The organism is Streptomyces sp. Act143, from assembly GCF_003143935.1.
Classification (GTDB): domain Bacteria; phylum Actinomycetota; class Actinomycetes; order Streptomycetales; family Streptomycetaceae; genus Streptomyces.
In genome coordinates this window covers 3,482,547-3,508,510 of sequence record NZ_QFRX01000001.1, presented here as the reverse complement: position 1 = coordinate 3,508,510, position 25,964 = coordinate 3,482,547, and the positions used below count along the sequence as shown (strand labels likewise).

Below are 25,964 nucleotides of genomic sequence, written 5' to 3'. Positions count from 1 at the left end.
AAAGTCATGCACATGACCGATCGGGAGAGTCCAGAGTCGTCCGTGTCCGACTTATCGGCACACGCTCGAAAGGGACGACACATGAGACTCTCCCGTTCGGCACGTTTAGGGGCCATCGCCACCGCGGTGGCCTCTTTCTGTGTCATCGCGGCCGCCCCCGCCCCGTCACCCGGAGCCCCCGGTCTCGGCGACACCTACTTCCCCCTCCTCGGCAACGGCGGCTTCGACGCCCGCCACTACGACCTGGACGTGGCGTACAACCCGGACACGGACCGCCTCGACGGCCGTACGACCCTCACCGCCCGCGCCACCCAGAACCTCTCCGCCTTCGACCTCGACCTCCAGCAGCTGGAGGTCACGAGGGTCGAGGTGAACGGCAGACGCGCCGCGTTCACGCGCGACGGCGACGAACTGCGCGTCACCCCGCGCGGCACGCTCCCCAAGGGCCGCGACTTCACCGTCCGGGTCACCTACGGCGGCGTCCCCGAACCCCTCGGCGGCCCCATCGTGTTCGGCTCGGACTACGGCTGGATGAAGACCGCCGACGGAGTCTTCGTCGCCTGCGAGCCCAACGCCGCCTCCACCTGGTTCCCGTCCAGCGACCACCCCGACGACAAGGCCACGTACGACATCCGCATCAAGGCGCCCAAGGGCCTGACGGGCGTCTCCAACGGCCGGCTGGTCTCGACGTACGACAAGGGCGGCTCGACGTACACCCACTGGCGCGAGAGCAGGCCCATGGCGACCTATCTTGCCACCGCCACGATCGGGAAGTTCGACGTGCGGACCGGCACCACCCCCGGCGGCACCCCGATCTACGTCGCGATCGACCCCGTCCTGACGAACAGCAACAACGTCGACGTGTACGCGGTCACGGCCGCCGCCACGGACTACTGGTCGGAGGTCTTCGGGCCGTACCCCTTCGAGGAGACCGGCGCGATCGTCGACGACATGCCGGAGGCCGGGTTCTCGCTGGAGGTGCAGTCGAAGCCGGTCTACTCGGCCGTGCGCAGCGAGACGACGATCGTGCACGAGCTGGCCCACCAGTGGTTCGGCGACTCGGTGTCGGTGGAGCGCTGGAAGGACATCTGGCTCAACGAGGGCTTCGCCACCTACGCCCAGTGGCTGTGGGCCGAGCACCAGGGCACCCGCACCGCCCACGACTCGTTCCTGGCCGGGTACGACGCCCGCCCGGCCGACGCCCCCTTCTGGCAGATCACCGTCGGCGACCCGCAGCGCGACACCATGTTCGCCTCCGCGGTCTACCAGCGCGGCGCGATGACCCTCCAGATGCTGCGCGAACGCATCGGCGACGCGGCGTTCTTCAAGCTGCTGCCGACCTGGGCGAGGATCCACCGCTACGGCAACGCGAACACCGCGGACTTCATCCGGCTCGCGGAGAGGATCTCCGGGCAGCAGCTGGACGACCTGTTCCAGACCTGGCTGTTCACCACAGGGAAACCGACCCTTCCGGCCGCGTAGCCCTTGCATTGCAAGGTTCTCCCCCGCTCATAGGTAAGAATGTGGGGTGCTTGAGCCACTGTTTGCCCCCTCCGTCCAGCACACGCTCGACCTGATCGGCATCTTCGTCTTCGCCATCTCCGGCGCGCTGCTGGCCGTGCGCAAGAACTTCGACGTCTTCGGCATCGCCGTCCTCGCCGAGGTCACCGCGCTGGGCGGAGGGCTGTTCCGGGACCTGATCATCGGCGCGGTACCCCCGGCCGCCTTCACCGACCTGGGGTACTTCGTCACCCCGCTGCTCGCCGCGCTGCTGGTCGTCTTCCTGCACCCGCAGGTCGAGCGCATCCAGCTCGGCGTGAACGTCTTCGACGCGGCGGGCCTCGGCCTGTTCTGCGTGACCGGGACGACCAAGGCGTACGACTACGGCCTCGGCCTCACCCAGTCCGCCACCCTCGGCCTCGCCACCGCGGTCGGCGGCGGTGTGCTGCGTGACGTGCTGGCCAACGAGGTGCCGTCGCTGCTGCGCTGGGACCGCGACCTGTACGCGGTCCCAGCGATCGTCGGCGCCACGATGGTGGTGCTCTGCATCCGCTACGACGCGCTGAACCCGGTCACCAGCTCCCTCGCCGCGATCACGGCCTTCGTGCTGCGGCTGCTGGCGATGCGCTACCACTGGCGAGCTCCGCGGGCGTGGAACCGCCGGTCGACCGTCCGCGAGGAGTAGCGCCGCCCGTCTTGCCGTGCAGCAGCCCCATCTCCTCGGTCAGCCAGCGGAACGCCGGGACCACCTGGGGCCGCCACAGGGCCATGGTGTGGCCGCCGGCGCTCTTCGGGACGTAGACGACGTGCACGGTCGTCGGCGCCTTCGCGACCTGTGCGAGGCCCACGCCGGCCTCGTAGCCGTCGCCCGGCTGGCCGGACTCGTAGAGCGCGATCGCGGGCGGGGTGCGGGCCTCGCGCAGCAGCACATAGGGGTTGTTGGCGCGGCGCAGGGCGGGGGTCTCGGCGGCCAGCGAGGCGCGTTCGCCGATCGGGTCGTTGTAGCCGGACATGCTGATCGCGGCCCGGTAGCGGTCGGGGTGCGCCACGGCGAGCTTCGTCGCGCAGTGCCCGCCCGCGGAGTACCCGGCGGCCGCCCAGCCCGCGGGGCCCGACTGGGCGCGGAAGTTGTCCGTGACCATCTTCGGCACATCGAGGCTCAGCCAGCTGTCGGCGTTCACCGTGCCCGGGATGTTGGCGCACCCGGTGTCCGCCCCGGCCAGCAGGTTCATGCGCGGGGCGACCAGGATGAACGGCGCCACCTTGCCGTCCTTCATCAGCGGGCTCAGCTGGTTCACCGCGTGCAGCGATCCGAACCAGGCCTTCGCCGAGCCCGGGTAGCCCGACAGCAGTTCCACGACGGGGAACTTGTGGTGCCGGTAGGCGGGCTGCCGGTACTGCGGCGGCAGCCAGACGTAGACCTCGGCGTTCACGCCCGACACCCTGCCTTTGAGCTGAGTGACGCTGACGCCGTCGAGGCCGGCGGGGGAGAAGTGCTGGCGGATCCTGGGCAATCGTTTCAGCGCGATGCCGCCGGTGCCGTCGGGCCCGAGGTCCGCGGCCTGCTGGACGTGGTCGCCGGTGCCGAGGAGGTCGGCCCAGTTGTCGTACAGGTTGTTCTCGTTGTTGACCAGCACGAAGACGAGTGCGACCGCCGTGCCCTGGGCGAACAGCACCATCAGCAGCCGGCCCAGGGCACGCAGCGCCTTCGGTCCGCGCAGCCGCGACCACAGCGCGAGCGGGAGTACGACGGCGACGACGAACAGCACGATCAGCGTGTAGAGGAACGCGGTCCCGGTAAGGCTCATGCCCCTACAGAGGGCCCGGCGAGGCCGCGGGTTCACGGACGAGTGGGGACACTTACCGAGAAATTGCCCGAGTCTCACCTGGGAGGCGGGGAGGCGGGGAGGCGGGGAGGCGGGGAGGCGGGGAGGCGGCGAGGCGGCGAGGCGGGGAGGCGGGAGGGGCTGGGAAGAAGGTGAAGGAGGTGCAAAGCTACCGCTTAGTAGTTAGCTGTTGTACCGTTCAGCCATGCCAGAAGCAGCCTCCGCCACGCGCGCCACGATCGGCGACAGCGAGTTCGACCGGGACACCGCGGTCACCCGCCGCGAACCCGGCGTCTACGACATCGACCTCTCCGCCGGCTGGACGATCATCAACGCCGTCAACGGCGGCTACCTGCTGGCCGTCCTCGGCCGCGCCCTCGCGGACGCCCTGCCGCACGCCGACCCGTTCACCATCTCCGCGCACTACCTCACCGCGTCACAGCCGGGCCCCGCGGTGATCCGCACGGAGGTGGTCCGCACCGGCCGCACCCTCTCCACCGGCCAGGCCTCGCTCCTCCAGTACGACGAGCAGGGCGCCGAGATCGAACGCATCCGCGTCCTGGCCTCCTACGGTGACCTCGACTCCCTCCCCGACGACGTCCGCACGACGGCGAAGCCGCCGGTGTTCCCGCCCATGGACCAGTGCTTCGGCCCCGAGGACGGGCCCGCCCCCGTCGAGGGCAGCTCGGCCATCACCGAGCGCCTGATGCTCAAGCTGGACCCCTCGACCCTGGGCTGGGCCCTCGGCGCCCCGTCCGGCAAGGGCGAGATGCGCTCCTGGTTCGGCCTCGCCGACGGCCGCGACGCCGATCCCCTCTCCCTGCTGCTCGCGGTGGACGCGCTGCCGCCGACCGCCTTCGAGATCGGCATCTCCGGCTGGGTCCCGACGGTCGAGCTGACGGTCCACGTCCGCTCCCGCCCCGCCCCCGGCCCCCTCCGCGTCTCCATCACCACCCGCAACCTCGCCGGCGGCTTCCTGGAGGAGGACGCCGAGGTCTGGGACAGCGCGGACCGCCTGGTCGCCCAGTCACGACAGCTGGCGAGGGCGAGGCTGACGTAAGGGCTTGTGCCGCCGGGGCGAGGAGTGCCCCGGCGACGCCAACGCCGTCGTCCGGGTCCTCTGTCACGGACCTGTACCAGCGAATAGGCCGGGCCCCGGAAGAGAACCCCAGGTCAGAAGGGTGACTTTGGCCCCGCTTTGCCTGACGCACAGGCCGGGGACAGCGCGGGCCCAAGGAAGCCCTAAGGCGCGTTGATTGAGTGCCCGCCTCAAGACTCTCCTCATCTTTCCTGGAGTTGTTTCTCATGAAGCGTGTGCGTCTCGTCCCCGCAGTGGCTCTGCTGGCGCTCTCGCCCCTCGCCCTGGTGGCCTGTGGCTCGGGTGACTCGTCGTCGTCCTCCTCGAACAGCGGCAACTCCGCGCAGTCCTGCCAGGCACCGTCCGGCGCCCCCAGCGGCAACCCCTCGGGGGCGCCCGGCGGCGCCCCCTCGGGTGCTCCGACGGCGGGCGGCACGGCCCGGCCGTCCGGCGCGCCCTCGGGCATGCCGAGCGGCGGGCCGGGCGGCGGCCAGGGCGGTCAGGGGGGTCCCGGCGGCGGCCAGGGCGGCGGCTGCGGCGGCCCCGGCGGTGGCGGCGGCGCGATGCCCAGCGGCGCGCCGAGCGGCGCGCCCAGCGGGCAGCCGTCGGCGTCGGCGACGAAGAGCTGACGCAGAGCTGCCGACCTGACGTCTCAGGGCGTACGACGAGGGCGGCGCCCCCTGCTGAACGGGGGCGCCGCCCTTCGGTGTTCCCGGCCGGAGCGTCAGTCCAGCCAGTGCTGCCGGCCGATGCTGATCAGCCGCATCTGGCGCGTCGCCACCTGGATCACCCGGTCCCGCTCCTCCGGCGTGGCCTCCTGGGCCTCCAGGAACAGGGAGGCGGTGATCAGCATCTGGTCGACGTACAGGTTGGCGAGCATGAGCAGGTCGTCGTCGCTCCAGCCGGCCGACTCGGGGTCCTTGGCCAGCTCGTCCTTCACCTCCTGGCCGAACCGGGCCAGTTGCTCCCGGATGGCGTCCCGTACCGGCTGGACCCCGCCATGACGTTCCCGGGCGATAAAACGGACATGTGCGGGGTACGCGTCCACGTGACGGGCGATCAGCTCGACGGCGCGCGCTATGCGTTGCTCGCTGTCGTCCGCCGTGGACACCGTCGTCCTGATCATCGGGTGCAGGCTGCCCAGCGCCTCCTCGACCAGTGCCGCGCCGAGATCCGCGATGGAGCGGAAGTGCCGGTAGAAGGCGGTCGGGGCGACGCCGACGGCGCGCGTGACCTCGCGCAGACCCAGGCTGCTCAGGCTCTGCTCCTCCAGCAGCCCCAACGCCGCGTCCAGGAGCGCCTGTCGGGTCTTCTGCTTCTGGGCCTGCCGGATGCCGAGGGTGTGACTCATGCCATGCAGTAAACAACTGTTCTCTGGAATTGAGAAGTCGTCGTACGCGCTAGACTTTGTAGTCAGTGAACAACTGTTACTACAACTGTTCACCGAAACGTAACGAGAGATGCCCACGGGTGTCTCGGAGGGGGATTCATCCCATGCTGTTCCTCGTCGCCGCACTCCTGCTCTTCGGCGCCGTCCTGGGCACCGTCGCCCACGCGCCGTTCGCCTTCACCGCCGTCGCCGCGGCCGTCATCGCCGCCTGGCTCGGCATCTTCGCGCTCCGCGAGCGCCACGCCCGCCGCAACTCGTCGGCGCACTGAACCAGCCGGGCCCACAGAACCCGCCGGGCCCACAGAACCCGCCGGGCCCACAGAACCCGCCGGGCCGACTGACCCGCTCACCCACCGAACCGCTCAACCCACCGAACCGCTCGACCCACCGATCCTGGGGGACTGATCACCATGCAGCTCACCGCACCGGCCACCGGCAACACCACCCGCCGCACCGGCACCCGCGACGCCGACGGCATGGCCGTGGCGTCCTTCATCCTCGGCCTGCTGGGCCTGCTCGTCCTGAACATCTTCCTCGGCCCGGTCGCCATCGCCCTGGCCGCGGCGGCCCTCTGGCGCGGCACCGCCCGCCGCGGACGCGCCTTCCTGGGCCTGGGCCTGGGTGTCGCCGACCTCCTGGTCCTGGTGACGGTGATGCAGCTGGACAGCACGGTGTCCTGGAGCTTCTGACGCCCCCGGTGCCGGGGAGCCTTGCCATGAGGCTTCCGAACGCGGCCCCGTAGAATCGACCCACCATGGCTTACCTCGACCACGCCGCGACCACCCCGATGCTTCCCGAGGCAGTCGAGGCGCTCACCGCCCAGCTGGCCGTCACCGGCAACGCATCCGCCCTCCACGCGGCCGGCCGCCGCGCGAGGCGTACCGTCGAGGAGTCCCGCGAGGCGCTCGCCGAATCCCTCGGCGCCCGCCCCAGCGAGGTCGTCTTCACCTCCGGCGGCACCGAGGCCGACAACCTCGCCGTGAAGGGCCTGTACTGGTCCCGCCGCGACGCCGACCCGGCCCGCACCCGGGTGCTCGCCAGCCCCGTGGAACACCACGCCGTCCTCGACGCGGTCCACTGGCTCGGCGAACACGAGGGCGCCACCGTCGAGTACCTCCCGGTGGACGGCTACGGCCGCGTCCACCCCGAAGCCCTGCGCGAGGCCATCGCCCGCGACCCCGACGACGTCGCCCTCGCCACCGTCATGTGGGCCAACAACGAGATCGGCACCGTCCTGCCGGTCCATGAACTGGCGGGCGTCTGCGCCGAGTTCGGCGTCCCGCTGCACGCCGACGCCGTCCAGGCCTACGGCCAGGTCCCCGTCGACTTCGCCGCCTCCGGCCTCGCCGCGATGACCGTCTCCGGCCACAAGATCGGCGGCCCGTACGGCATCGGCGCCCTGCTGCTCGGCCGCGAGTACACCCCCGTCCCCGTCCTGCACGGCGGCGGCCAGGAGCGCCACGTCCGCTCCGGCACCCTCGACGTCCCCGCCATCGCCTCCTTCGCCGTCGCCGGCCGGCTCGCCGCCGAGCAGCGCGAGTGGTTCGCCCGCGAGATCGGCGCCCTGCGCGACGCATTGGTCGACGCGGTCCGTACGGCGGTCCCGGACGCGATCCTCGGCGGCGACCCGGTCGACCGGCTCCCCGCCAACGCCCACTTCACCTTCCCCGGCTGCGAAGGCGACTCCCTGCTCCTGCTCCTGGACGCCCAGGGCATCGAGTGCTCCACCGGCTCCGCCTGCACCGCCGGCGTCGCCCAGCCCAGCCATGTCCTGCTCGCCACCGGCACCGACCCGGACCTGGCCCGCGGCACCCTCCGCTTCTCCCTCGGCCACACCTCCACCGAGGCGGACGTCGAGGCGGTGGCCAAGGCGATCGGCCCGGCGGTGGAACGGGCGCGGGCGGCGGGTCTGACGTAGGGGCGCGAGGCCGAGGAAGGAGCGGGGTCCTCAGGCCACCGCCGTACGCGCCTTCCGCACCAGCTTCATGTACCGGTCCCAGTCCCAGTGCTCGCCCGGGTCGGTGTGGTCCGTCCCCGGCACCTCCACGTGCCCGATGATGTGCTCGCGGTCCACGGGTATGCCGTAGCGCGCGCAGACCCTGGCCGTCAGCCGGGCCGAGGCCGCGTACATCTCGTCGGTGAAGTCCTCGGGGCGGTCGACGAAACCCTCGTGCTCGATGCCGACACTGCGTTCGTTGTAGTCGCGGTTGCCCGCGTGGTACGCCACGTCCAGCTCGCGGATCATCTGGGTGACGCGGCCGTCCCGGCCCACGATGTAGTGCGCCGCGGCCTGGTGGCCCGGGTCCTGGAAGGCCTTCACCGCGCTGGCGATGCTGCCCTGTGTGACATGGATGACCACCATGTCTATGGGGTAGTCGGCGGGCCGGTCCGCGCGCCGCCAGTTCGCGTCGGACGCCGCCACCCAGCGCGCGCCCGCGTAGTCGACCTCGCCCTCCTTGCGCGGCTTCTCCACCCCGGGCGTACGCCACCACAGCCGCGCCAGCTCGTCCCGGGCCAGCACGGCGGTGCCCACCGCGGCCGCCGCCCCGCCGATCAGCAGGGCACGCCGGCCGATGCGCCGGTCGCCGTCCTTGGATGCCTCTGTCGCCCCCATGTGATCGTGAACGGATACTCGTGGGCTCCGGTTCCCGCGCCCCCGTACCCTGGAGGGGTTATGACTCACTCCACGCAGCGCCCCCTCCGCGTCCTCGCCGCCATGTCCGGCGGCGTGGACTCCGCCGTCGCAGCCGCCCGCGCCGCGGAAGCCGGCCATGACGTGACCGGCGTCCACCTCGCCCTCTCGGCGAACCCGCAATCGTTCCGCACGGGCGCGCGTGGCTGTTGCACCATCGAGGACTCCCGCGACGCCCGCCGCGCCGCCGACGTCATCGGCATCCCGTTCTACGTGTGGGACCTCGCCGACCGCTTCCGCGAGGACGTCGTCGAGGACTTCGTCGCCGAGTACGAGGCCGGCCGCACCCCGAACCCGTGCCTGCGCTGCAACGAGAAGATCAAGTTCGCGGCGCTCCTCGACAAGGCGCTCGCGCTGGGCTTCGACGCGGTCTGCACCGGCCACTACGCCCAGGTGATCGTCCGCGAGGACGGCTCCCGCGAACTGCACCGCGCCTCCGACATGGCCAAGGACCAGTCGTACGTCCTCGGCGTCCTGGACGAGAAGCAGCTCGCGCACGCCCTGTTCCCGCTCGGCGACACGGTCACGACCAAGGACGAGATCCGCGCGGAGGCCGAGCGCAGGGGCCTGGCGGTGGCGAAGAAGCCCGACTCGCACGACATCTGCTTCATCGCCGACGGCGACACCCAGGGCTTCCTGGCGAACCGGCTCGGCAAGGCCGAGGGTGACATCCTCGACGAGTCCGGCGCCAAGGTCGGCACCCACGAGGGCGCGTACGGCTTCACCATCGGCCAGCGCAAGGGCCTGCGCATCGGCACCCCGGCCGCCGACGGCAAGCCCCGCTACGTCCTGGACATCTCCCCGGTGAACAACACGGTGACGGTCGGCCCGGCCGCCTCCCTGGACGTCAGCGCCCTGACCGCGATCAAGCCCCGCTGGTGCGGGGTGGCCCCCGCCGGCCCCGGCACCTACACCGCCCAGCTCCGCGCCCACGGCGGCGAGACCGAGGTGACCGCGGAACTGGTCGACGGCGAGCTGCGGGTCTCCTTCACGGAGCCGGTCCGCGGGGTGGCCCCCGGCCAGGCGATCGTCCTGTACGACGGCACGCGCGTGGTGGGGTCGGCGACGATCGCCTCGACCACGCGCGCGACGGCGGGCGCTACGGCGTGAAGTAGTCGGCCAGCACCGGGGCCAGGACGGTCGGGTCCACCATGTGGGTCTGGCCCTCCAGGTTCCGGTACGACCCCTTCGGCGCCGCCTCCGCCACCGCCCGCGTGGCCTCCTGGAGCCACTCGGGGCTCGCCCCGCCCGCCACGGCCAGGACCGGCACGGAGACGGACGCCAGCCGCTCGCGCGGCACCAGGCCGTCGCCCATCACGGCGTCGTCGTGGGCCAGCGTCGGCGCGACTGCCTCCATGCCGGCCCACAGGGGCGACTGCCGGGCGCCCTGGATCATCTCGGGCGCCATGCCGGTCAGCGACAGGAACAGCTCCACCGCGTCCCCGCGCCGCCCCTCCGCGAGCGCCGCCGTCAGGTGCGCGGTGTACGCGGCGCGTTCCTCAGCGCCCTGTGGGGAGAAGTCGGCGAACGGCGTCTCGTACACGGCGGCCCTGCGGACCGGCAGCCCGCTCGCCACCGCCTCCAGCACCAGCGCCCCGCCCGACGAGACGCCGCACAGGCACGCCTCACCGCCCGCCGCGTCGACCAGCGCTGCGAGGTCCTCGACCTCACGCTCCACCGCGTACGGTGCCGTGTCGCCGCTCTCGCCGCGGCCCCGCCGGTCGTACACGAAGGCCGTGAACCGGTCGGCGAGGGCCGCGGCCAGCGGTGCCATCGTGCCGCCCGTCGACATCGCGCCGCTCACGAGGATCACGGCGGGGCCCTGGCCGGAGCTTTCGTAGGCGATGGAGGTGCCGTCGCGGGAAAGAGTCCTCTTGTCCATGCCTGTGGAGACTTCCACAGGCCGGGGAACTAATCGGCGATTTCCACGTCGTAGAAGCAGAGGTGGTCCTTGATCTGCGCGACGTCGGGCTTGGGGTCGGGATAGGACCACACCAGGTCGGCCGCGTCCGGCAGCGACCAGTAGGAGGCCGTGCCCTTGAAGGGGCAGTGGGTGTGGGTGTCGGACGGGGTCAGGAGGTCGAGGCGGACGTCCTCGGCGGGGAGGTAGTACCGCACCGGACAGCCCGTCTCCCGGAGGATCAGCGGGTGCCGACTCTCCGCCAGGATCTGGTCGCCGTGCACCACGCGCACGTGCCGGTCGCCTTGCTCGATGGTGATCGTGTGTCCTGAGGCCATGGGAGGCACAGCGCCGGCGGAGCGCGCGTTCTTCCCCGGGCGCCGCCCGGATTCGGGCTCCGCGTACCGTGGGCCCCATGCGCATCTGTGTCTTCCTCTCCGCCGCCGACCTCGACGACCGTTACACGCGCCCCGCGCGGGAGTTTGCGAAACTGCTCGGCAAGGGCGGGCACACGCTGGTGTGGGGCGGCTCGGACGTGGGTCTGATGAAGGTCGTCGCCGACGGTGTGCAGGAGGCGGGCGGCCGGCTCGTCGGGGTGTCGGTGGAGTTCCTCGCCGCCAAGGTCCGCCCCGGCGTCGACGAGATGGTGATCGCCAAGGACCTCGCCGAGCGCAAGAGGCTGCTCCTGGAGAAGGCCGACGCCGTCGTGATCATGGTGGGCGGCACCGGCACCCTCGACGAGGCCACCGAGATCCTGGAGCTGAAGAAGCACGGCCACACCGACAAGCCGGTGGTCCTGCTCAACACCGCGGGCTTCTACGACGGGTTGAAGGACCAGTTCCGCCGCATGGAGGACGAGGGCTTCCTGCCGCTGCCCCTCACCGACCTGGTGTTCTTCGCGGAGGAGCCGGTGGGGGCGCTCGCGTACCTGGAGGAGAGCCGCGGCGTCGCGTGACGCGCGGGTGATGCGAGCATGGCGGGCATGGCTACACATGTGATCACCGGGGCGGGCTCCGGAATCGGCGCGGCCGTCGCCCGCCGCCTCCACGCGCGCGGGGACGACCTCGTGCTCCACGCGCGCGACGCGGGCCGCGCGAAGGAACTGGCGGCGGAGTTCCCCGGCGCGCGGACCCTGGTCGGCGACCTGGCCGACCCGGACAAGCTCAGCTGGGCCTTCTCCCACCAGAGCCTGCCGGACCGGGTCGACTCCCTGCTGCACATCGCGGGCGTCGTCGACCTGGGCCCGGTCGGCGAACTGACCCCGAAGTCCTGGCGCCACCAGCTCAACGTCAACCTCATCTCGCCGGCCGAGCTGACCCGCCACTTCCTGCCCCAACTCCGCGCCGCGCGCGGCCACGTGGTGTTCGTGAACTCGGGCGCGGGCCTGAACGCCCACGCCGACTGGTCCGCGTACGCCGCCTCCAAGCACGGCCTGAAGGCCCTCGCCGACTCCCTGCGCCACGAGGAGCACGGCAACGGCGTCCGGGTCACCACGGTCTACCCCGGCCGCACCGCCACCCCGATGCAGGCCAAGGTCCACCAGCAGGAGGGCAAGGAGTACGACGCCGAGCGGTGGATCGACCCCGAGTCGGTGGCGACGGCCGTCCTGATGGCCATCGACCTGCCCAGGGACGCGGAGGTCAACGACCTGACGGTGCGGCCGGGACGCTGACGGGCCGGGCGGCGGAGTTGCATACGCTGTCCCGGTGAGTGCCAACAGTCAGTTCACCTTCGCCGCCGCCACCGGCGTCGGCTCCCTGCCCGGCGGCGACGCCCGGGAGGCCGCCAAGACCAGCACCGGGTCCTTCGAGGACTTCCCGTTCCTCGCCGAGCTGCCCGCCCGCGGCCCCGGCGCCGACATGATCGGCCGGACCGCCGGGATGCTCGTCGAGGTGTTCGCGCGCGTGGAGCCCAGCGGGTGGCGGATCGGCGACCGGCCGGGCCGGGACACCAAGCGGGCGAGGTCCTGGCTGGGGGAGGACCTGGACGCCCTGGAGGAGTTCACCCAGGGGTACGAGGGCCTGCTGAAGGTGCAGGCCGTCGGCCCCTGGACGCTGGCCACCGCCCTGGAGCTGAAGAACGGCGAGTCCGCCCTCTCCGACGCCGGCGCCTGCCGCGACCTCACCGGGTCCCTCGCCGAGGGTCTGCGCGAGCACCTCGCCGAAGTGCAGCGCCGCGTCCCCGGCGCACAGCTCGTCCTCCAGCTCGACGAGCCCTCCCTCATCGCCGTGCTCCGCGGCCAGGTGAAGACCGCCAGCGGCTACCGCACCCACCGTGCCGTGGACCGGCAGGTCGTCGAGTCCGCGCTCCGCGACGTCGTCGGGGTTCACGGCGGCGGCCCCGTCGTGGTCCACTCGTGCGCACCGGACGTCCCGTTCGCCCTGCTGCGCCGGGCGGGTGCGGCGGCGATCTCCTTCGACCTCTCGCTTCTCACCGAGCGTGACGACGACGCGATCGGCGAGGCCGTGGAAGGGGGAACCCGGCTCTTCGCCGGTGTCGTACCGGGCACGGACACGGCATTGTCAGACCCTGCCGGTAGCGTCATGGGTGTCAGGACGCTGTGGCGCAGGCTGGGGCTGCATCCGGGGCTTCTCGCGGAGGCGGTCACGGTCACTCCGGCGTGCGGGCTCGCGGGGGCCTCCCCGAGTTACGCGCGCAAGGCTCTCGCCCACTGCGCCCAGGCGGCGAGATCCCTCGCGGACAACCCAGAGTAACGGGAGGACAACACGGTGGCCGGCGACAAGCAAGCGGAGACGACGGTGCCCGCCGAGGCACGCGAGAAGCACGCGCAGCTCGCTGAGCAGATCGAGGAGCACCGCTTCCGGTACTACGTGAAGGACGCTCCCGTCATCAGCGACGCGGACTTCGACAAGCTCCTGCGCTCCCTGGAGGCGCTGGAGGACGAACACCCCGAGCTGCGTACCCCCGACTCGCCGACGCAGAAGGTCGCGGGGGCCTACGAGACGGAGTTCACGTCCGTCGAGCACCGCTCCCGCATGCTCTCCCTGGACAACGCCTTCAGCGACGAGGAACTCGCCGCGTGGGCCGACCGCGTGGCCAAGGACGTCGGCGGCGCCGAGTACCACCTCCTGTGCGAGCTCAAGGTCGACGGCCTCGCCGTCAACCTCACGTACGAGCACGGACGGCTCACGCGCGCGGCGACCCGCGGCGACGGCCGCACCGGCGAGGACATCACGCCCAACGTGCGGACGATCGCCGAGATCCCGGACCGGCTGAAGGGCGACAAGGTCCCCGACCTCGTGGAGATCCGCGGCGAGGTCTACTTCCCGATGGAGAAGTTCGAGGAGCTCAACGCCCGGCTGGTCGAGGCCGGCGACAAGCCCTTCGCCAACCCGCGCAACGCGGCGGCCGGTTCGCTGCGCCAGAAGGACCCGCGCGTCACCGCCACCCGCCCCCTGCACATGGTCGTCCACGGCATCGGGGCCCTGGAGGGCTTCGACGGCATGACCCGCCTCTCCCAGGCCTACGACCTGCTCAAGACCTGGGGCCTGCCCACCGCCCAGCACAACAAGGTGGTCGACGACCTCGACGGCGTACGGGAGTTCATCGCGTACTTCGGCGAGAACCGGCACTCGGTGGAGCACGAGATCGACGGAGCGGTCATCAAGCTCGACGAGATCCGCCTCCAGGGCCGCCTCGGCTCCACCTCCCGCGCCCCGCGCTGGGCGATCGCGTACAAGTACGCGCCCGAAGAGGTCAACACCAAGCTCATCAACATCCGTGTGGGCGTGGGCCGTACGGGCCGGGTCACGCCGTACGCCCAGGTCGAGCCGGTGACCGTCGCGGGCTCCGAGGTCGAGTTCGCCACCCTGCACAACCAGGACGTCGTGAAGGCCAAGGGCGTCCTCATCGGCGACACCGTGGTGCTGCGCAAGGCCGGTGACGTGATCCCGGAGATCCTCGGGCCGGTGGTCGACCTGCGGGACGGCAGCGAGCGGGAGTTCGTGATGCCGGGCGAGTGCCCCGAGTGCGGGACGCCGCTGCGGCCCATGAAGGAGGGCGACGTCGACCTGCGCTGCCCCAACGGGCAGACCTGCCCCGCCCAGTTGCGCGAGCGCCTGTTCTACCTCGCGGGCCGCAAGTCCCTGGACATCGAGCACTTCGGGTACGTCGCCGCCGCGGCCCTGACCAAGCCCCTGGAGCCCGCCGAGCCGCCGCTGACCGACGAGGGCGACCTGTTCGACCTCACCATCGAGCAGCTGCTGCCCATCAAGGCGTACGTCCTCGACCAGGACAGCGGGCTGCCGAAGCGGGACCCGAAGACCGGCGAGGAGAAGGTCGCCCTGGTCTTCGCCAACCAGCAGGGCGAGGCCAAGAAGAACGCCGTCGCCATGCTGGAGAACATCGCCGCGGCCAAGGAGCGCCCCCTCGCCCGCGTCCTCACCGGCCTGTCGATCCGTCACGTCGGACCGGTGGCGGCCGAGGCGCTGGCCCGCGAGTTCCGCTCCCTCGACCGCCTCGAACAGGCGACCGAGGAAGAGCTCACCGCGGTCGACGGCGTGGGCGGGATCGTCGCCAAGGCCCTCAAGGAGTGGTTCGCCGAGGAGTGGCACCAGGAGATCATCCGCAAGTGGAAGGCCGCCGGCGTCCGCATGGAGGAGGAGAGCTCGGGCGAGGACGAGGGCCCGCGCCCCCTCGAAGGGCTCACCGTCGTCGTCACCGGCACCCTGGAGCGCTTCACCCGCGACGGAGCCAAGGACGCGCTTCAGTCGCGTGGAGCGAAAGTGACCGGTTCTGTTTCCAAGAAGACGTCTTTCGTGGTTGTGGGTGACAATCCTGGTTCGAAGTACGACAAGGCGATGCAGCTCAAGGTGCCTGTGCTGAACGAGGACGGCTTCACCGTCCTGCTGGAACAGGGGCCGGAAGCAGCCGCCGAAGTCGCGCTTCCGACGGAGGAGTAGACGGGGAGCACGAGACAAGTAGGCCGGAGCAGCGGTTGAAGGCCACCCGATCGGCGCATATCAGATGCATACGGGTGGGCGGGGCGCATTCGGGCAACCGTCGACGACCGCTGCCCGTGGAAGCCTTCTGCGGCCTACTGTTGAGATGTGCGCCTGCCGTGCCCAGCTGCGGTTGGGGCAATCCCCTGCTCCTCAGGAGCAGGGGAAAGGGTTTTCCAACGCGGCGCCGCAGAGGGTTTGTCGGGCAACGGGCCGCGTGGCGTGGGCACCGCCGGCTGTGAGAGGGACGGGAATGGAACCGACCGAGAGCGCCGCCCCGTACTCACGGCTGCGCCGGATGGCCGGCGCGTGGTGGGGGAGCCGACGGACGCCGGGCACCGGGGAGCGCCCGCGCGACGAGGGGCGAGCCACCGGACCCGCCGGACCGTACACCACCGTCGACGACCGCACCGCCGTACAGCTCACCGCCGACCACGCCCCGGGTCTGCCCGGGGGCGAGCACGAACGACATCTGTCCTGGCCCGCACTGCCCGCCGCGGTCGTCGCGGCGGCCGGGTTCGTCCTGGGGGCCGGCTTCTACCGGGCGTTCACCGGCGGCCACGCCCTCTTCCCGTCCGGCACCGTCGGCTGGGCGCTGGCCGTGCTCACCGGCGTCATCGTCGGCCACCTGGTCGCGCTCGGCCGCGCCCGCTGGTGGGGCGGCACCGGCTCCGGCGCCGCGCTGACCCTCGCCGTCCTGATGCTCTACGGCTGGGTACCGGCCGGCATGGTGAGCCTCACGGTCGTCGTCCTGGTCGGCATAGCCAGGCGCCACCGCTGGCGGCAGGGCGTCCTGCACGGCGCGGTGGACATCCTCGGCATCGCCGCCGGCGCCCTGGTCCTGGCCGTCTTCGGCCGCGTCCCCAGCGTCGAGGCCCCCTGGGACCCCGGCACCTGGACCCTCTACACGGTCCCCGAGATCGTCCTCGTCGCGACCACCTACCTCGCGGTCACCCGCACCCTGCTGTGGTACCTGCACGCCCCGCGCGTCGGCGGACTCCCCACGGTCGCCCGCACCGCCCTGGTCAGACAGGGCCTGGTCGCGGTCGCGCTGCTCGGCATCGCCCCGCTGGTCTGCGTCGTCGCCGTGGCCAAGCCGGTGCTGCTGCCGCTGTTCGCGATCCCGCTCATAGCCCTCGACTCCACCCTGTGGATGGCCAGGGCCCGGGCGGAGGAGCAACTGCGCGACCCGCTGACCGGGCTGCCCAACCGTCAGTGGCTGCTGGAACGCATCTGGACCGCCCTGGACGACGCCGAACGCATCGGCGCCCGCTCGGCCCTGATGCTCATCGACCTCGACCGCTTCCGGTCGGTCAACGACACCCTCGGCCACCTCGCCGGTGACCGGCTGCTGCTGCAGATAGCCGACCGGCTGCAACAGGCCCTGCCGCGCGGAGCGGAGGCCGCGCGGCTCGGCGGCGACGAGTTCGCCGTCTTACTGCCGGTCGCCGATTCCACGACGTCCGCGACCCGCGTCGCCCGCAACCTCGTCTCGGCCCTCAGCTCCCCGCTCGACCTCGACGGGCTCACCCTCGTCCTGGAGGCCAGCGCCGGAGTCGCCGTCTTCCCCGACCACGCCCTCGACGCCGAGGGGCTGCTGCGCAGGGCGGACGTGGCGATGTACCAGGCGAAGCGGGACCGTACGGGCGTCGAGGTCTACGAGTCGAAACGGGACTCGAACACCCCGGACCGCCTGGGCCTGCTGGGCGACCTGCGCCGCGCCCTCGACGCCCGCGAGGTCGAGCTGCACTACCAGCCCAAGGTCCGCTTCGACGGACAGGTGGCGGGCCTGGAGGCCCTGGTCCGCTGGGTGCATCCCGAGCGCGGGAAGGTGCCGCCGGACGAGTTCATCGCGATCGCCGAGTCGTCCGGACTGATGCCCCACCTCACGGAGTACGTCCTCGACACCGCGCTCGCCCAGGTCGCCGAGTGGCGGTCGCAGGGCCTGTACGTACCGGTCGCGGTGAACGTCTCCCCGCGTGACGTGCACACCCCCGGCTTCGCGGGTTCGGTCGCCGCCCGCCTCGCCCGCCACGGCGTTCCCGCGGGCTCGCTCCAGCTGGAGATAACGGAACACGTGCTGCTGGAGGACCCGCAGCGCGCCGCCGACACCCTCGCCGGCCTGACCGGCCACGGCGTGAAGATGTCCCTGGACGACTTCGGCACCGGGTATTCGTCCCTCGTCCATCTGCGCCGCCTCCCCGTCAGCGAACTGAAGATCGACCGCTCGTTCGTGGCCCGCCTCGCGATCGACACCGAGGACGCGGAGATCGTCCGCTGCACGGTCGACCTCGCCCATTCGCTGGGTCTGCTGGTCGTGGCCGAGGGCGTCGAGGACGACGAGACCTGGGAACGCCTGCGCGACCTGGGCTGCGACGCCGTACAGGGCTGGCTGGTCGCGGCGGCGATGCCGCCGGAGGAGACGACGGCGTGGCTGCGGGCGCGGGGGTCGCGGGGCTGGCAGCGGCCTCGCGCGGCCTTGCCGGCCGCCGAGTAGCCGTTCCCACCGCACCACCCGTGCAGGTTTCGTGGTCGGGCGCGGGCGGCCCCTGCGGGGTGGAAGCGCCGTCGGCGGCCGCGGCCCGGCAAACCGTTTAACGGCCAGAGGCACTCGCCCCATAGGATTGGGGGCTAGTCGTCACATTCCCGTCTGTCGCGCGACGCCTGGCGCGTGCGACCCGCCCTTCGGGCGGACGACGGGAATGTGACGACTGGCCCCCGCCCCAAACCACACACACTCACCCCAGAGGATCGCTGCATGCCTGGCATCACGCGCGAGGAGGTCGCCCACCTCGCCCGGCTGGCGCGTCTGGAGCTGAAGCCCGAAGAGCTCGAGCACTTCGCGGGACAGCTGGACGACATCATCGGCGCGGTCGCACGCGTCAGTGAGGTCGCCGACCAAGACGTACCGCCGACCTCGCACCCGCTCCCGCTGACGAACGTCATGCGGGCGGACGAGGTCCGTCCGTCGCTCACCCCCGAGCAGGCGCTCTCCGGCGCTCCGGCCCAGGAGCAGCAGCGTTTCAAGGTGCCGCAGATCCTGGGGGAGGACTAATCGCCATGACGGACATCATCAAGCTCACCGCCGCCGAGACCGCCGCGAAGATCGCCTCCGGTGAACTCACGGCCGTCGAGGTCACCGAGGCCCACCTCGCCCGCATCGAGGCCGTCGACGAGAAGGTCCACGCCTTCCTGCACGTCGACCGCGAGGGCGCCCTCGCGCAGGCCCGTGCCGTCGACGAGAAGCGCGCCAAGGGCGAGAAGCTCGGGCCGCTCGCCGGAGTGCCCCTCGCGCTGAAGGACATCTTCACCACCGAGGGCATCCCGACGACCGTCGGTTCGAAGATCCTGGAGGGGTGGATCCCGCCTTACGACGCCACCCTCACCAAGCGTCTCAAGGCCGCCGACGTCGTCATCCTCGGCAAGACCAACATGGACGAGTTCGCCATGGGGTCCTCCACCGAGAACAGCGCCTTCGGGCCGACCGGCAACCCGTGGGACCTCACCCGCATCCCCGGCGGCTCCGGCGGCGGTTCCTCCGCCGCGCTCGCCGCGCACATGGCGCCCCTCGCCATCGGCACCGACACCGGCGGTTCCATCCGCCAGCCGGCCGCCGTCACCGGCACGGTCGGTGTGAAGCCGACGTACGGAGCCGTCTCCCGCTACGGCATGGTCGCCTTCTCCTCCTCCCTCGACCAGGGCGGGCCCTGCGCCCGTACGGTCCTGGACGCGGCCCTGCTCCACGAGGTCATCGCCGGGCACGACCCGATGGACTCCACGTCCATCGACGCCCCGGTCCCGCCGGTCGTCGAGGCCGCCCGCAACGGCAGCGTCCAGGGCATGCGCGTCGGTGTCGTCAAGCAGTTCCGCGGCGAGGGCTACCAGGCCGGCGTCATCCAGCGCTTCGACGAGTCCGTCGAGCTGCTGAAGGAGCTGGGTGCCGAGATCGTCGAGCTGGACTGCCCGTCCTTCGACCTCGCGCTCTCCGCGTACTACCTGATCGCGCCCTCCGAGTGCTCCTCCAACCTCGCCCGCTTCGACGGCCTGCGCTACGGCCTCCGGACCGGCGACGACGGCACCCGCTCCGCCGAGGAGGTCACCTCCCTCACCCGTGAGGCGGGCTTCGGCCCCGAGGTGAAGCGCCGGATCATGCTCGGCACGTACGCGCTGAGCAGCGGGTACTACGACGCCTACTACGGCTCCGCCCAGAAGGTGCGCACGCTCATCACGCGCGACTTCGAGAAGGCCTTCGAGCAGGTCGACGTCATCGTGTCGCCGACCACGCCCACCACCGCCTTCCCGATCGGCGAGCGCGCCGACGACCCGATGGCGATGTACCTGGCCGACCTGTGCACCATCCCGACGAACCTCGCGGGCAACGCGGCCATGTCGCTGCCGTGCGGTCTGGCCCCGGAGGACAACCTCCCGGTCGGTCTCCAGATCATCGCCCCGGCGCTGAAGGACGACCGGCTGTACAAGGTCGGCGCCGCCGTCGAGGCCGCCTTCGTGGAAAAGTGGGGGCACCCGCTTCTCGAGGAGGCACCGTCGCTGTGAGCAAGCTGACCAAGGCCAAGGACTTCAAGAAGTCCAAGTCCGGTACGTACCTGTCGATGGCCACCACCGCGTTCGGCGCGTTCGGTGTCGCCAAGCAGATCAAGAAGGCCCGCACCGAGCAGGACACGCTCCGGCTGATCGACGCCACCGTCTCCGCGGTCGCGATCGTCACCGGCCTCGCCATCCTGTACCGCGAGCTGAAGCGGCTGGGCGACGACGACGTCCTGCTGGGCTGAGAGGGAAGTTTCACCGTGACCACCACGACCGACCTGGTGTCGTACGAGGACGCACTCGCGTCGTACGACCCCGTCATGGGCCTTGAGGTCCATGTCGAACTCGGCACCAAGACCAAGATGTTCTGCGGCTGTTCGACCGAGCTCGGTCAGGACGCCAACACGCAGACCTGCCCCGTCTGCCTCGGCCTGCCCGGCGCGCTCCCGGTCGTCAACGCGACCGGCGTGGAGTCGGCGATCAAGATCGGTCTCGCGCTGAACTGCGAGATCGCCGAGTGGTGCCGCTTCGCCCGGAAGAACTACTTCTATCCGGACATGCCGAAGAACTTCCAGACCTCCCAGTACGACGAGCCGATCGCCTTCAACGGCTACCTCGACGTGCAGCTGGAGGACGGCGAGACCTTCCGCGTGGAGATCGAGCGCGCCCACATGGAGGAGGACACCGGCAAGTCGACCCACGTGGGCGGCGCGACCGGTCGTATCCACGGCGCCTCGCACTCGCTGCTCGACTACAACCGTGCCGGTATCCCGCTCATCGAGATCGTCACCAAGCCGATCGAGGGCGCCGGCGAGCGTGCTCCCGAGGTCGCCAAGGCGTACGTCCGTGAGCTGCGCGAGGTCATCAAGGCGCTCGGCGTCTCCGAGGCCCGCATGGAGATGGGCCAGATGCGCTGCGACGTGAACCTGTCGCTGCGCCCGAACGGCACCGAGAAGTTCGGTACGCGTTCCGAGACCAAGAACGTCAACTCGCTGCGCTCCGTGGAGCGTGCGGCCCGGTTCGAGATCCAGCGGCATGCCGCGGTGCTCTCCTCCGGCGGCACGATCATCCAGGAGACCCGGCACTTCCACGAGGACACGGGGTCCACGACCTCGGGCCGAGTGAAGGAAGAGGCCGAGGACTACCGGTACTTCCCGGAGCCGGACCTGGTCCCCGTGGCCCCCTCGCGCGAGTGGGTCGAGGAGATCCGCGCCGGTCTGCCCGAACTGCCGCTGGCCCGCCGCAACCGGCTGCTCGCCGAGTGGGGCATCTCCGCCACCGACATGCAGGCGATCCTCAACGCCGGTGCGCTGGACCCGATCGTCGCGACGATCGACGCCGGTGCCGACGCGGCGTCCGCCCGCAAGTGGTGGATGGGCGAACTGGCGCGCAGCGCCAACGAGTCGGGCACGTCGCTGGACGAGCTGGCCATCACGCCGGTGCAGGTCGCCCGCGTCTCCGAGCTGGTCTCGAAGGGCGACCTCAACGACAAGCTGGCCCGTCAGGTCATCGAGGGCGTCCTCGCGGGCGAAGGCACCCCGGACGAGGTCGTCGAGAAGCGCGGTCTGAAGGTCGTCTCCGACGAGGGTGCTCTCGGTACGGCCGTCGACGAGGCCATCGCCGGCAACCCGGGCATCGCCGACAAGATCCGCTCCGGCAAGGTGGCCGCCGCCGGCGCCCTGGTCGGCGCGGTCATGAAGGCGACCCGCGGTCAGGCCGACGCGGCCCGCGTCAAGGAGCTGATCCTGGAGAAGCTGGGCGTCAGCGAAGGCTGAGACCCATACCGGCCCACGGCCCCGGAGGGATGCCCTCCGGGGCCGTGGTGCTGTCTACTTACGGCGTCCCACGAGGCGTACGAACCCCAGGGTCCGTCCCTGGTCGGCGCGGACCATCTCGCCGACCCGGCGGGCCATGTCGCGGTGGAACTCCTCGGGGCTCTCCTCGGCGACGACCTCGCACCACAACAGCCAGTCCTGCCAGCCGTCGTCCAGCCAGTCGGCCGTCTCGACCTCGACGGCCCCGCCGCGGGTCCAGTGGCGGCGCCACCAGCCGGCAGTGTGGAAGCACCAGAAGTCGGGCTCCCACCACTGCCGGAGGTGCTCCGGCGGCTCGGTGCCCTCGATCTCCTCGCGCAGTGCGGGGACGACCACCCCGATCCGCCCGCCCGGCTTCAACAGCCGTGCCAGCGTGGGCAGATAGAGATCGTCGGTGCCGAAGTACTGGTACGCGTCGATGCTCACGATCGCGTCGAAGCCGCCCTCCGCGAACGGCAGGTCGTGCGCCTCGGTGTGCACGGGCAGCACCCGGTCGGCGAAGCCGGCCTCGGCGATGCGCCGCGCGTTGTCGTCCGGCTTGACCCACAGGTCGGCCGCGGTGACCTGGACGTCGTACTCCCTGGCCAGGAAGACCGAGGTCATCGCCCGGCCGCAGCCCAGGTCCAGGACGCGGGCACAAGGGCGCAGGGCGTCCAGGCCGAGCGCGGGCGCGAGCCACTCCAGCAGCCACAGCGCGTTCGGGCCCATCTGGTTCTCGATGACCCAGCGGACGTCGTAGTGGTTGCTGCGCGGGTAGCGGGTGTGGGTCAGCCGCCGGGTGAGGTCATCGTCCGAGGTCCTCGGGGTGGTGATGTCTGGCATCGGTGAACGGGCTCCTTGAGTCCGGGAAGACGGAAAGGGATACGTCGGAGCTCGGTCGGACGCTCAAACAATGCACCTGCTTCGGCCAGGGGCGGACAGGCCCGGGATTCTCAGCCGGACACGCTACGCTCGCCCGCCATGAACGCGCACCCTGATTCCGAGCCCGACATACGGGAGGAGTACGACGACCAGGACGTTGACGCCCGGCGGGCCCGCTGGACGGCGTCCGGGACCGGGGCGCTGCTGGCCCTCGCGGGCCTGGCGGCGGCGGCCTTCCGGCTGAGCGGCACCGCGCCCGCGCTGGTGCCGGCCGCCTATGCGTTCGGTGCCGTCGTGTGCGCGCTCGCGGCGGTCCTCGGCTCGCGCGGACGGACCCGACGGGCGCTGTGGCTGTTGATCGCGGGCGTGATGGTGATGGCGTGGGGCGACCAGTTCGACTGAGGATGACAGAGCGGCCGTTACTGTCCTGTGATCTGTCTCGCACTCCTGTGAATAAACCCACGAATGGCATAAACGATCATTTCTGCCTGCAAGAGTGGTCCTCGCATTGCTCATGCGTTCTTTGCGGGCTGTTCACCTCATGAACGACTGTTCCCGGTCAAAGATCCACAATTCACCCCTGGGAGCAGCAACGTGGCAGCCCTCGCGCGCTGGTGTGTCCGACGACGGCTCGTCGTCGTCCTCCTGTGGCTCCTCGCCCTCGGCGGGGTGAGTACGGCCGCCGCGCTCACCGGCTCCGCGTACTCCAACGACTACGAGGTCCCCGGCACCGAGTCGGGCCGCGCCACCCAGCTGCTCGAAGAGGGGTTCCCGCAGCTCGGCGGGGACAGCGACACCGTCGTCTGGCACACCACGTCCGGCACCGGCACCGTGCGCGCCGCCGCCGTCGAACAGACGATGACGCAGACCCTGGACACCATCGCCGACCTGCCCGGGGTGGCATCCGTAGTCGGCCCGTACGACACCCAGGGCAGCGCGCAGATCAGCGCGGACAGCCGCACGGCCTACGCGACCGTCACCTTCGAGGACCGGGCCGAGAACCTCGACAAGGCCGAGGTGCGGGCCGTCGTGCGGACGGCCGAGGGCGCCGCGTCCGACGCGCTCCAGGTGGAGCTGGGCGGCAGCGCCGTCGCGCTCACCGAATCGTCGGGCGGACATCTCGCCGAGGTGGTCGGCGTGGCCGTCGCGGCGGTCGTGCTGTTCCTCGCCTTCGGGTCGCTCGCCGCCTCCGTGCTCCCCATCGCCACCGCGCTGGTCAGCGTCGGCACCGCCTACGCCGGGATCGTGCTGCTCGGGCACGCCATGACCGTGGCCGACTTCGCGCCCATGCTCGGCATGCTCGTCGGGCTCGGCGTCGGCATCGACTACGCCCTGTTCATCGTCACCCGGCACCGGCGCGGGCTGAAACGGGGGCTGGACGTCGCCGAGTCGATCGAGAACGCCGTCGCCACCACCGGACGGGCCGTCGTCTTCGCGGGTGCCACCGTTTGCATCGCCCTGCTCGGGATGCTGATCCTCCGGCTCAGCTTCCTCAACGGCGTCGCGATCGCCGCCTCGCTGACCGTCGTCCTGACCGTCGCCGCCTCCGTCACGCTGCTGCCCGCCCTGCTCTCCCTCATCGGCATGCGCGCCCTGAGCCGACGCGAGCGCCGGCACCTCGCCGAGCACGGGCCCCAGCCCGAACTGCCGACCGGGCTCGCCGCGCGCTGGTCGGCGTTCGTGGAACGGCACCCCAAGCTGCTCGGCGCGCTCGCCCTCGTGGTCATCACCGTCCTGGCCCTGCCCACCCTGGGCCTCCGGCTCGGCACCTCCGACCAGGGCAACAACCCGACCTCCGCCACCACCCGGCAGGCCTACGACCTGCTCGCCGACGGCTTCGGCGCGGGCGTCAACGGCCCGCTGACCCTGGTGACGCACGTCGACAGCGCCGAGGACAAACTGCTCCTCGACAACCTCGACGCCACCATCCGCACCACCGAGGGCGTCGCCTCCGTGACGCCGGTCACCTACAACGCGGGCGGTGACACCGGGTACTTCACCATCGTCCCGACCTCGTCCCCGCAGTCGCAGCAGACCAGCGACCTCGTGGACCGGCTGCGCACCGAGGTGCTGCCGCGTGCCGAGACCGGCTCGACCCTCGACCTCCAGGTCGGCGGCGTGACGGCGTCGTACGACGACTTCGCCGACGTCATCGTCGGCAAGCTGCCGCTGTTCGTCGGGGTCGTCATCGGGCTCGGCTGCCTGCTGCTCCTGCTCGCCTTCCGGTCCGTCGGCATTCCGCTGAAGGCCGCCGCCATGAACGTCGCCGCCGTGGCCGCCGCGTTCGGGGTCGTGGTCGCGATCTTCCAGTGGGGATGGGGGAGCGAGTTCCTGGGACTGGGCAGGGCCGGGCCGATCGAGCCCTTCCTCCCCGTGATCATGGTGTCCGTGCTCTTCGGGCTCTCCATGGACTACCAGGTCTTCCTGGTCAGCCGGATGTACGAGGAGTGGCTGGAGACCGGCGACAACCGGCGGGCCGTCCGCGTCGGCCTCGCCGAGACCAGCCGCGTCATCAACTCCGCCGCGGTCATCATGATCTCCGTCTTCCTCGCCTTCGTCCTCAGCGGCGACCGTGTCATCGCCATGTTCGGCATCGCGCTGGCCGCCGCGGTCGCCCTGGACGCCTTCGTCCTGCGCACGCTGCTCGTCCCGGCCCTCATGCATCTGCTGGGCGGCGCCAACTGGTGGCTGCCGCGCTGGCTGGACCGCCGGATGCCCCGTATCAGCATCGAGCCGCCCGAGTGCCGGGCCGCCCATGAAAGGGTGGAGGCCGTTGTGGGGGACATCGAGAAGGAGCGGAACGAGGATGTACGCGATATCGCTGGGTGACGGGGCGGAACTCCGGCCGCTGGAGCCCTGGCACGCCGAGGAGTTCCTGGCCAACCTGGAGCGCGGCCGGGAGTTCATCGGGCAGTTCATTGCCTTCGGCTCACAGGTGGTCGACGTGGACTCCGCGCGCGCGACCCTCCAGCGCTACGCGCAGATGCGCGTCGACGACACCGGCGGCTACCACGGCATCTGGCTGGACGGAAAACTCGTCGGAGGGGTGCTGACCCTCAACGTTGACGCCGCTCAGGGCAACGCCGAGGTCGGCTGCTGGCTGGAGCCCGCCGCCACCGGGCGCGGGCTGATCACCCGGGCGATGCGGCTGCTCATCGACTGGGTGATCGAGGAACGCGGCATCCACCGCGTCGAGTGGGTCGCCGCCGCCGGGAACACCGCCAGCCTGAACGTGGCCCGGCGACTGGGCCTGACCCGGGACGGGGTGCGGCGTCAGAGCCACCTCCACCACGGGGTGCGGCACGACCTGGAGATCTGGTCGGTGCTGGCGCCGGAGTGGCGTTCGGCACGCACGCGTGCCGCTCACAACGATCATTAAGAGACCTCTCAGACTCGC

26 protein-coding genes are annotated in these 25,964 nt (G+C 71.2%); 20 read left to right on the top strand and 6 right to left on the bottom strand.

Going from position 1 to position 25,964, the window contains the following annotated elements; translation table 11 throughout:
* Positions 1–81 precede the first annotated feature (81 nt).
* Positions 82–1,482: a M1 family metallopeptidase gene (locus tag DI272_RS15515; protein ID WP_109495940.1), complete on the top strand. Its 1,401-nt coding sequence runs from the start codon at positions 82–84 to the stop codon at positions 1,480–1,482.
* A 46-nt stretch (positions 1,483–1,528) separates the two neighbouring features.
* The gene (locus tag DI272_RS15510; protein ID WP_109495939.1) at positions 1,529–2,185 is read left to right on the top strand and encodes a trimeric intracellular cation channel family protein; all 657 of its coding nucleotides are present in this window, start codon (positions 1,529–1,531) and stop codon (positions 2,183–2,185) included.
* Here the strand turns inward: DI272_RS15510 and DI272_RS15505 are convergent.
* Positions 2,094–3,308: an esterase family protein gene (locus DI272_RS15505; protein WP_109495938.1), complete on the bottom strand. Its 1,215-nt coding sequence runs from the start codon at positions 3,306–3,308 to the stop codon at positions 2,094–2,096. The two genes, DI272_RS15510 and DI272_RS15505, sit on opposite strands and share 92 nt — an antisense overlap.
* Positions 3,309–3,531: 223 nt before the next feature.
* On the opposite strand from DI272_RS15505, the gene DI272_RS15495 reads away from it, so the two are divergent.
* Positions 3,532–4,386 carry a thioesterase family protein gene (locus tag DI272_RS15495; protein ID WP_109500855.1) on the top strand — a complete coding sequence of 285 codons (855 nt, stop codon included), beginning with the start codon at positions 3,532–3,534 and terminating at the stop codon, positions 4,384–4,386.
* 245 nt (positions 4,387–4,631) lie between these two features.
* Entirely contained in the window at positions 4,632–5,033 is a 402-nt protein-coding gene (locus DI272_RS44505; RefSeq protein WP_181387196.1) for a hypothetical protein, read from the top strand.
* A gap of 95 nt (positions 5,034–5,128) precedes the next feature.
* Here DI272_RS44505 and DI272_RS15485 read toward each other — a convergent pair whose 3' ends face one another.
* On the bottom strand, positions 5,129–5,755 hold the full coding sequence (locus DI272_RS15485) for a TetR family transcriptional regulator (RefSeq protein WP_109495937.1): 627 nt from the start codon (positions 5,753–5,755) through the stop codon (positions 5,129–5,131).
* 143 nt (positions 5,756–5,898) lie between these two features.
* On the opposite strand from DI272_RS15485, the gene DI272_RS44500 reads away from it, so the two are divergent.
* From DI272_RS44500 to DI272_RS15475, 3 genes are all read left to right on the top strand, one after another.
* Positions 5,899–6,063, top strand: coding sequence for a hypothetical protein (locus DI272_RS44500; protein ID WP_097269263.1), 165 nt, complete (start codon positions 5,899–5,901; stop codon positions 6,061–6,063).
* Between the two features lie 141 nt (positions 6,064–6,204).
* Complete coding sequence (locus tag DI272_RS15480) at positions 6,205–6,483, top strand: DUF4190 domain-containing protein (protein ID WP_109495936.1); 279 nt, start codon at positions 6,205–6,207, stop codon at positions 6,481–6,483.
* A gap of 65 nt (positions 6,484–6,548) precedes the next feature.
* Positions 6,549–7,712, top strand: a complete 1,164-nt coding sequence (locus DI272_RS15475) for a cysteine desulfurase family protein (protein WP_109495935.1) — start codon at positions 6,549–6,551, stop codon at positions 7,710–7,712.
* Between the two features lie 30 nt (positions 7,713–7,742).
* On the opposite strand, the gene DI272_RS15470 is transcribed toward DI272_RS15475, so the two are convergent.
* Positions 7,743–8,408: an N-acetylmuramoyl-L-alanine amidase gene (locus DI272_RS15470; RefSeq protein ID WP_109495934.1), complete on the bottom strand. Its 666-nt coding sequence runs from the start codon at positions 8,406–8,408 to the stop codon at positions 7,743–7,745.
* Positions 8,409–8,468: 60 nt separating this feature from the next.
* On the opposite strand from DI272_RS15470, the gene mnmA reads away from it, so the two are divergent.
* Complete coding sequence (gene mnmA, locus DI272_RS15465; protein ID WP_109495933.1) at positions 8,469–9,596, top strand: tRNA 2-thiouridine(34) synthase MnmA; 1,128 nt, start codon at positions 8,469–8,471, stop codon at positions 9,594–9,596.
* Here the strand turns inward: mnmA and DI272_RS15460 are convergent.
* Together DI272_RS15460 and DI272_RS15455 are read right to left on the bottom strand one after the other, a co-directional pair.
* On the bottom strand, positions 9,586–10,368 hold the full coding sequence (locus DI272_RS15460) for an alpha/beta fold hydrolase (protein WP_109495932.1): 783 nt from the start codon (positions 10,366–10,368) through the stop codon (positions 9,586–9,588). The genes mnmA and DI272_RS15460 overlap by 11 nt on opposite strands.
* A 29-nt stretch (positions 10,369–10,397) precedes the next feature.
* Positions 10,398–10,724, bottom strand: a complete 327-nt coding sequence (locus tag DI272_RS15455; RefSeq protein WP_109495931.1) for a DUF427 domain-containing protein — start codon at positions 10,722–10,724, stop codon at positions 10,398–10,400.
* Positions 10,725–10,801: 77 nt separating this feature from the next.
* Here DI272_RS15455 and DI272_RS15450 point away from each other — a divergent pair, with 77 nt between their 5' ends.
* From DI272_RS15450 to gatB, 9 genes are all read left to right on the top strand, one after another.
* Positions 10,802–11,341: a TIGR00730 family Rossman fold protein gene (locus tag DI272_RS15450; RefSeq protein WP_109495930.1), complete on the top strand. Its 540-nt coding sequence runs from the start codon at positions 10,802–10,804 to the stop codon at positions 11,339–11,341.
* 27 nt (positions 11,342–11,368) lie between these two features.
* The gene (locus tag DI272_RS15445; protein ID WP_181387195.1) at positions 11,369–12,058 is read left to right on the top strand and encodes an SDR family oxidoreductase; all 690 of its coding nucleotides are present in this window, start codon (positions 11,369–11,371) and stop codon (positions 12,056–12,058) included.
* A gap of 34 nt (positions 12,059–12,092) precedes the next feature.
* The gene (locus tag DI272_RS15440; RefSeq protein WP_109495928.1) at positions 12,093–13,100 is read left to right on the top strand and encodes a methionine synthase; all 1,008 of its coding nucleotides are present in this window, start codon (positions 12,093–12,095) and stop codon (positions 13,098–13,100) included.
* A gap of 15 nt (positions 13,101–13,115) precedes the next feature.
* Positions 13,116–15,308, top strand: coding sequence for an NAD-dependent DNA ligase LigA (gene ligA / locus DI272_RS15435; protein WP_109495927.1), 2,193 nt, complete (start codon positions 13,116–13,118; stop codon positions 15,306–15,308).
* A gap of 292 nt (positions 15,309–15,600) precedes the next feature.
* Positions 15,601–17,844, top strand: a complete 2,244-nt coding sequence (locus DI272_RS15430; RefSeq protein ID WP_109495926.1) for a bifunctional diguanylate cyclase/phosphodiesterase — start codon at positions 15,601–15,603, stop codon at positions 17,842–17,844.
* Between the two features lie 261 nt (positions 17,845–18,105).
* A complete protein-coding gene (gene gatC / locus DI272_RS15425; protein ID WP_007384860.1) occupies positions 18,106–18,402 on the top strand; it encodes an Asp-tRNA(Asn)/Glu-tRNA(Gln) amidotransferase subunit GatC in 297 nt (98 codons plus the stop codon).
* Positions 18,403–18,407: 5 nt separating this feature from the next.
* A complete protein-coding gene (gatA, locus tag DI272_RS15420; protein ID WP_109495925.1) occupies positions 18,408–19,901 on the top strand; it encodes an Asp-tRNA(Asn)/Glu-tRNA(Gln) amidotransferase subunit GatA in 1,494 nt (497 codons plus the stop codon).
* The gene (locus DI272_RS15415; protein ID WP_097269292.1) at positions 19,898–20,137 is read left to right on the top strand and encodes a hypothetical protein; all 240 of its coding nucleotides are present in this window, start codon (positions 19,898–19,900) and stop codon (positions 20,135–20,137) included. Before gatA ends, DI272_RS15415 begins: the two co-directional genes overlap by 4 nt.
* A gap of 15 nt (positions 20,138–20,152) precedes the next feature.
* Positions 20,153–21,667 carry an Asp-tRNA(Asn)/Glu-tRNA(Gln) amidotransferase subunit GatB gene (gene gatB, locus DI272_RS15410; RefSeq protein ID WP_109495924.1) on the top strand — a complete coding sequence of 505 codons (1,515 nt, stop codon included), beginning with the start codon at positions 20,153–20,155 and terminating at the stop codon, positions 21,665–21,667.
* 54 nt (positions 21,668–21,721) lie between these two features.
* On the opposite strand, the gene DI272_RS15405 is transcribed toward gatB, so the two are convergent.
* On the bottom strand, positions 21,722–22,528 hold the full coding sequence (locus DI272_RS15405; RefSeq protein WP_109495923.1) for a cyclopropane-fatty-acyl-phospholipid synthase family protein: 807 nt from the start codon (positions 22,526–22,528) through the stop codon (positions 21,722–21,724).
* A 138-nt stretch (positions 22,529–22,666) separates the two neighbouring features.
* On the opposite strand from DI272_RS15405, the gene DI272_RS15400 reads away from it, so the two are divergent.
* The 3 genes from DI272_RS15400 to DI272_RS15390 all read left to right on the top strand — a co-directional run bounded on the left by DI272_RS15400 (position 22,667) and on the right by DI272_RS15390 (position 25,946).
* Positions 22,667–22,969 carry a hypothetical protein gene (locus DI272_RS15400; protein WP_109495922.1) on the top strand — a complete coding sequence of 101 codons (303 nt, stop codon included), beginning with the start codon at positions 22,667–22,669 and terminating at the stop codon, positions 22,967–22,969.
* A gap of 192 nt (positions 22,970–23,161) precedes the next feature.
* Positions 23,162–25,396, top strand: a complete 2,235-nt coding sequence (locus DI272_RS15395) for an MMPL family transporter (protein ID WP_109495921.1) — start codon at positions 23,162–23,164, stop codon at positions 25,394–25,396.
* Positions 25,374–25,946: a GNAT family N-acetyltransferase gene (locus tag DI272_RS15390; RefSeq protein WP_109495920.1), complete on the top strand. Its 573-nt coding sequence runs from the start codon at positions 25,374–25,376 to the stop codon at positions 25,944–25,946. The genes DI272_RS15395 and DI272_RS15390 overlap by 23 nt, the downstream gene beginning before the upstream one ends.
* Positions 25,947–25,964 lie beyond the last annotated feature (18 nt).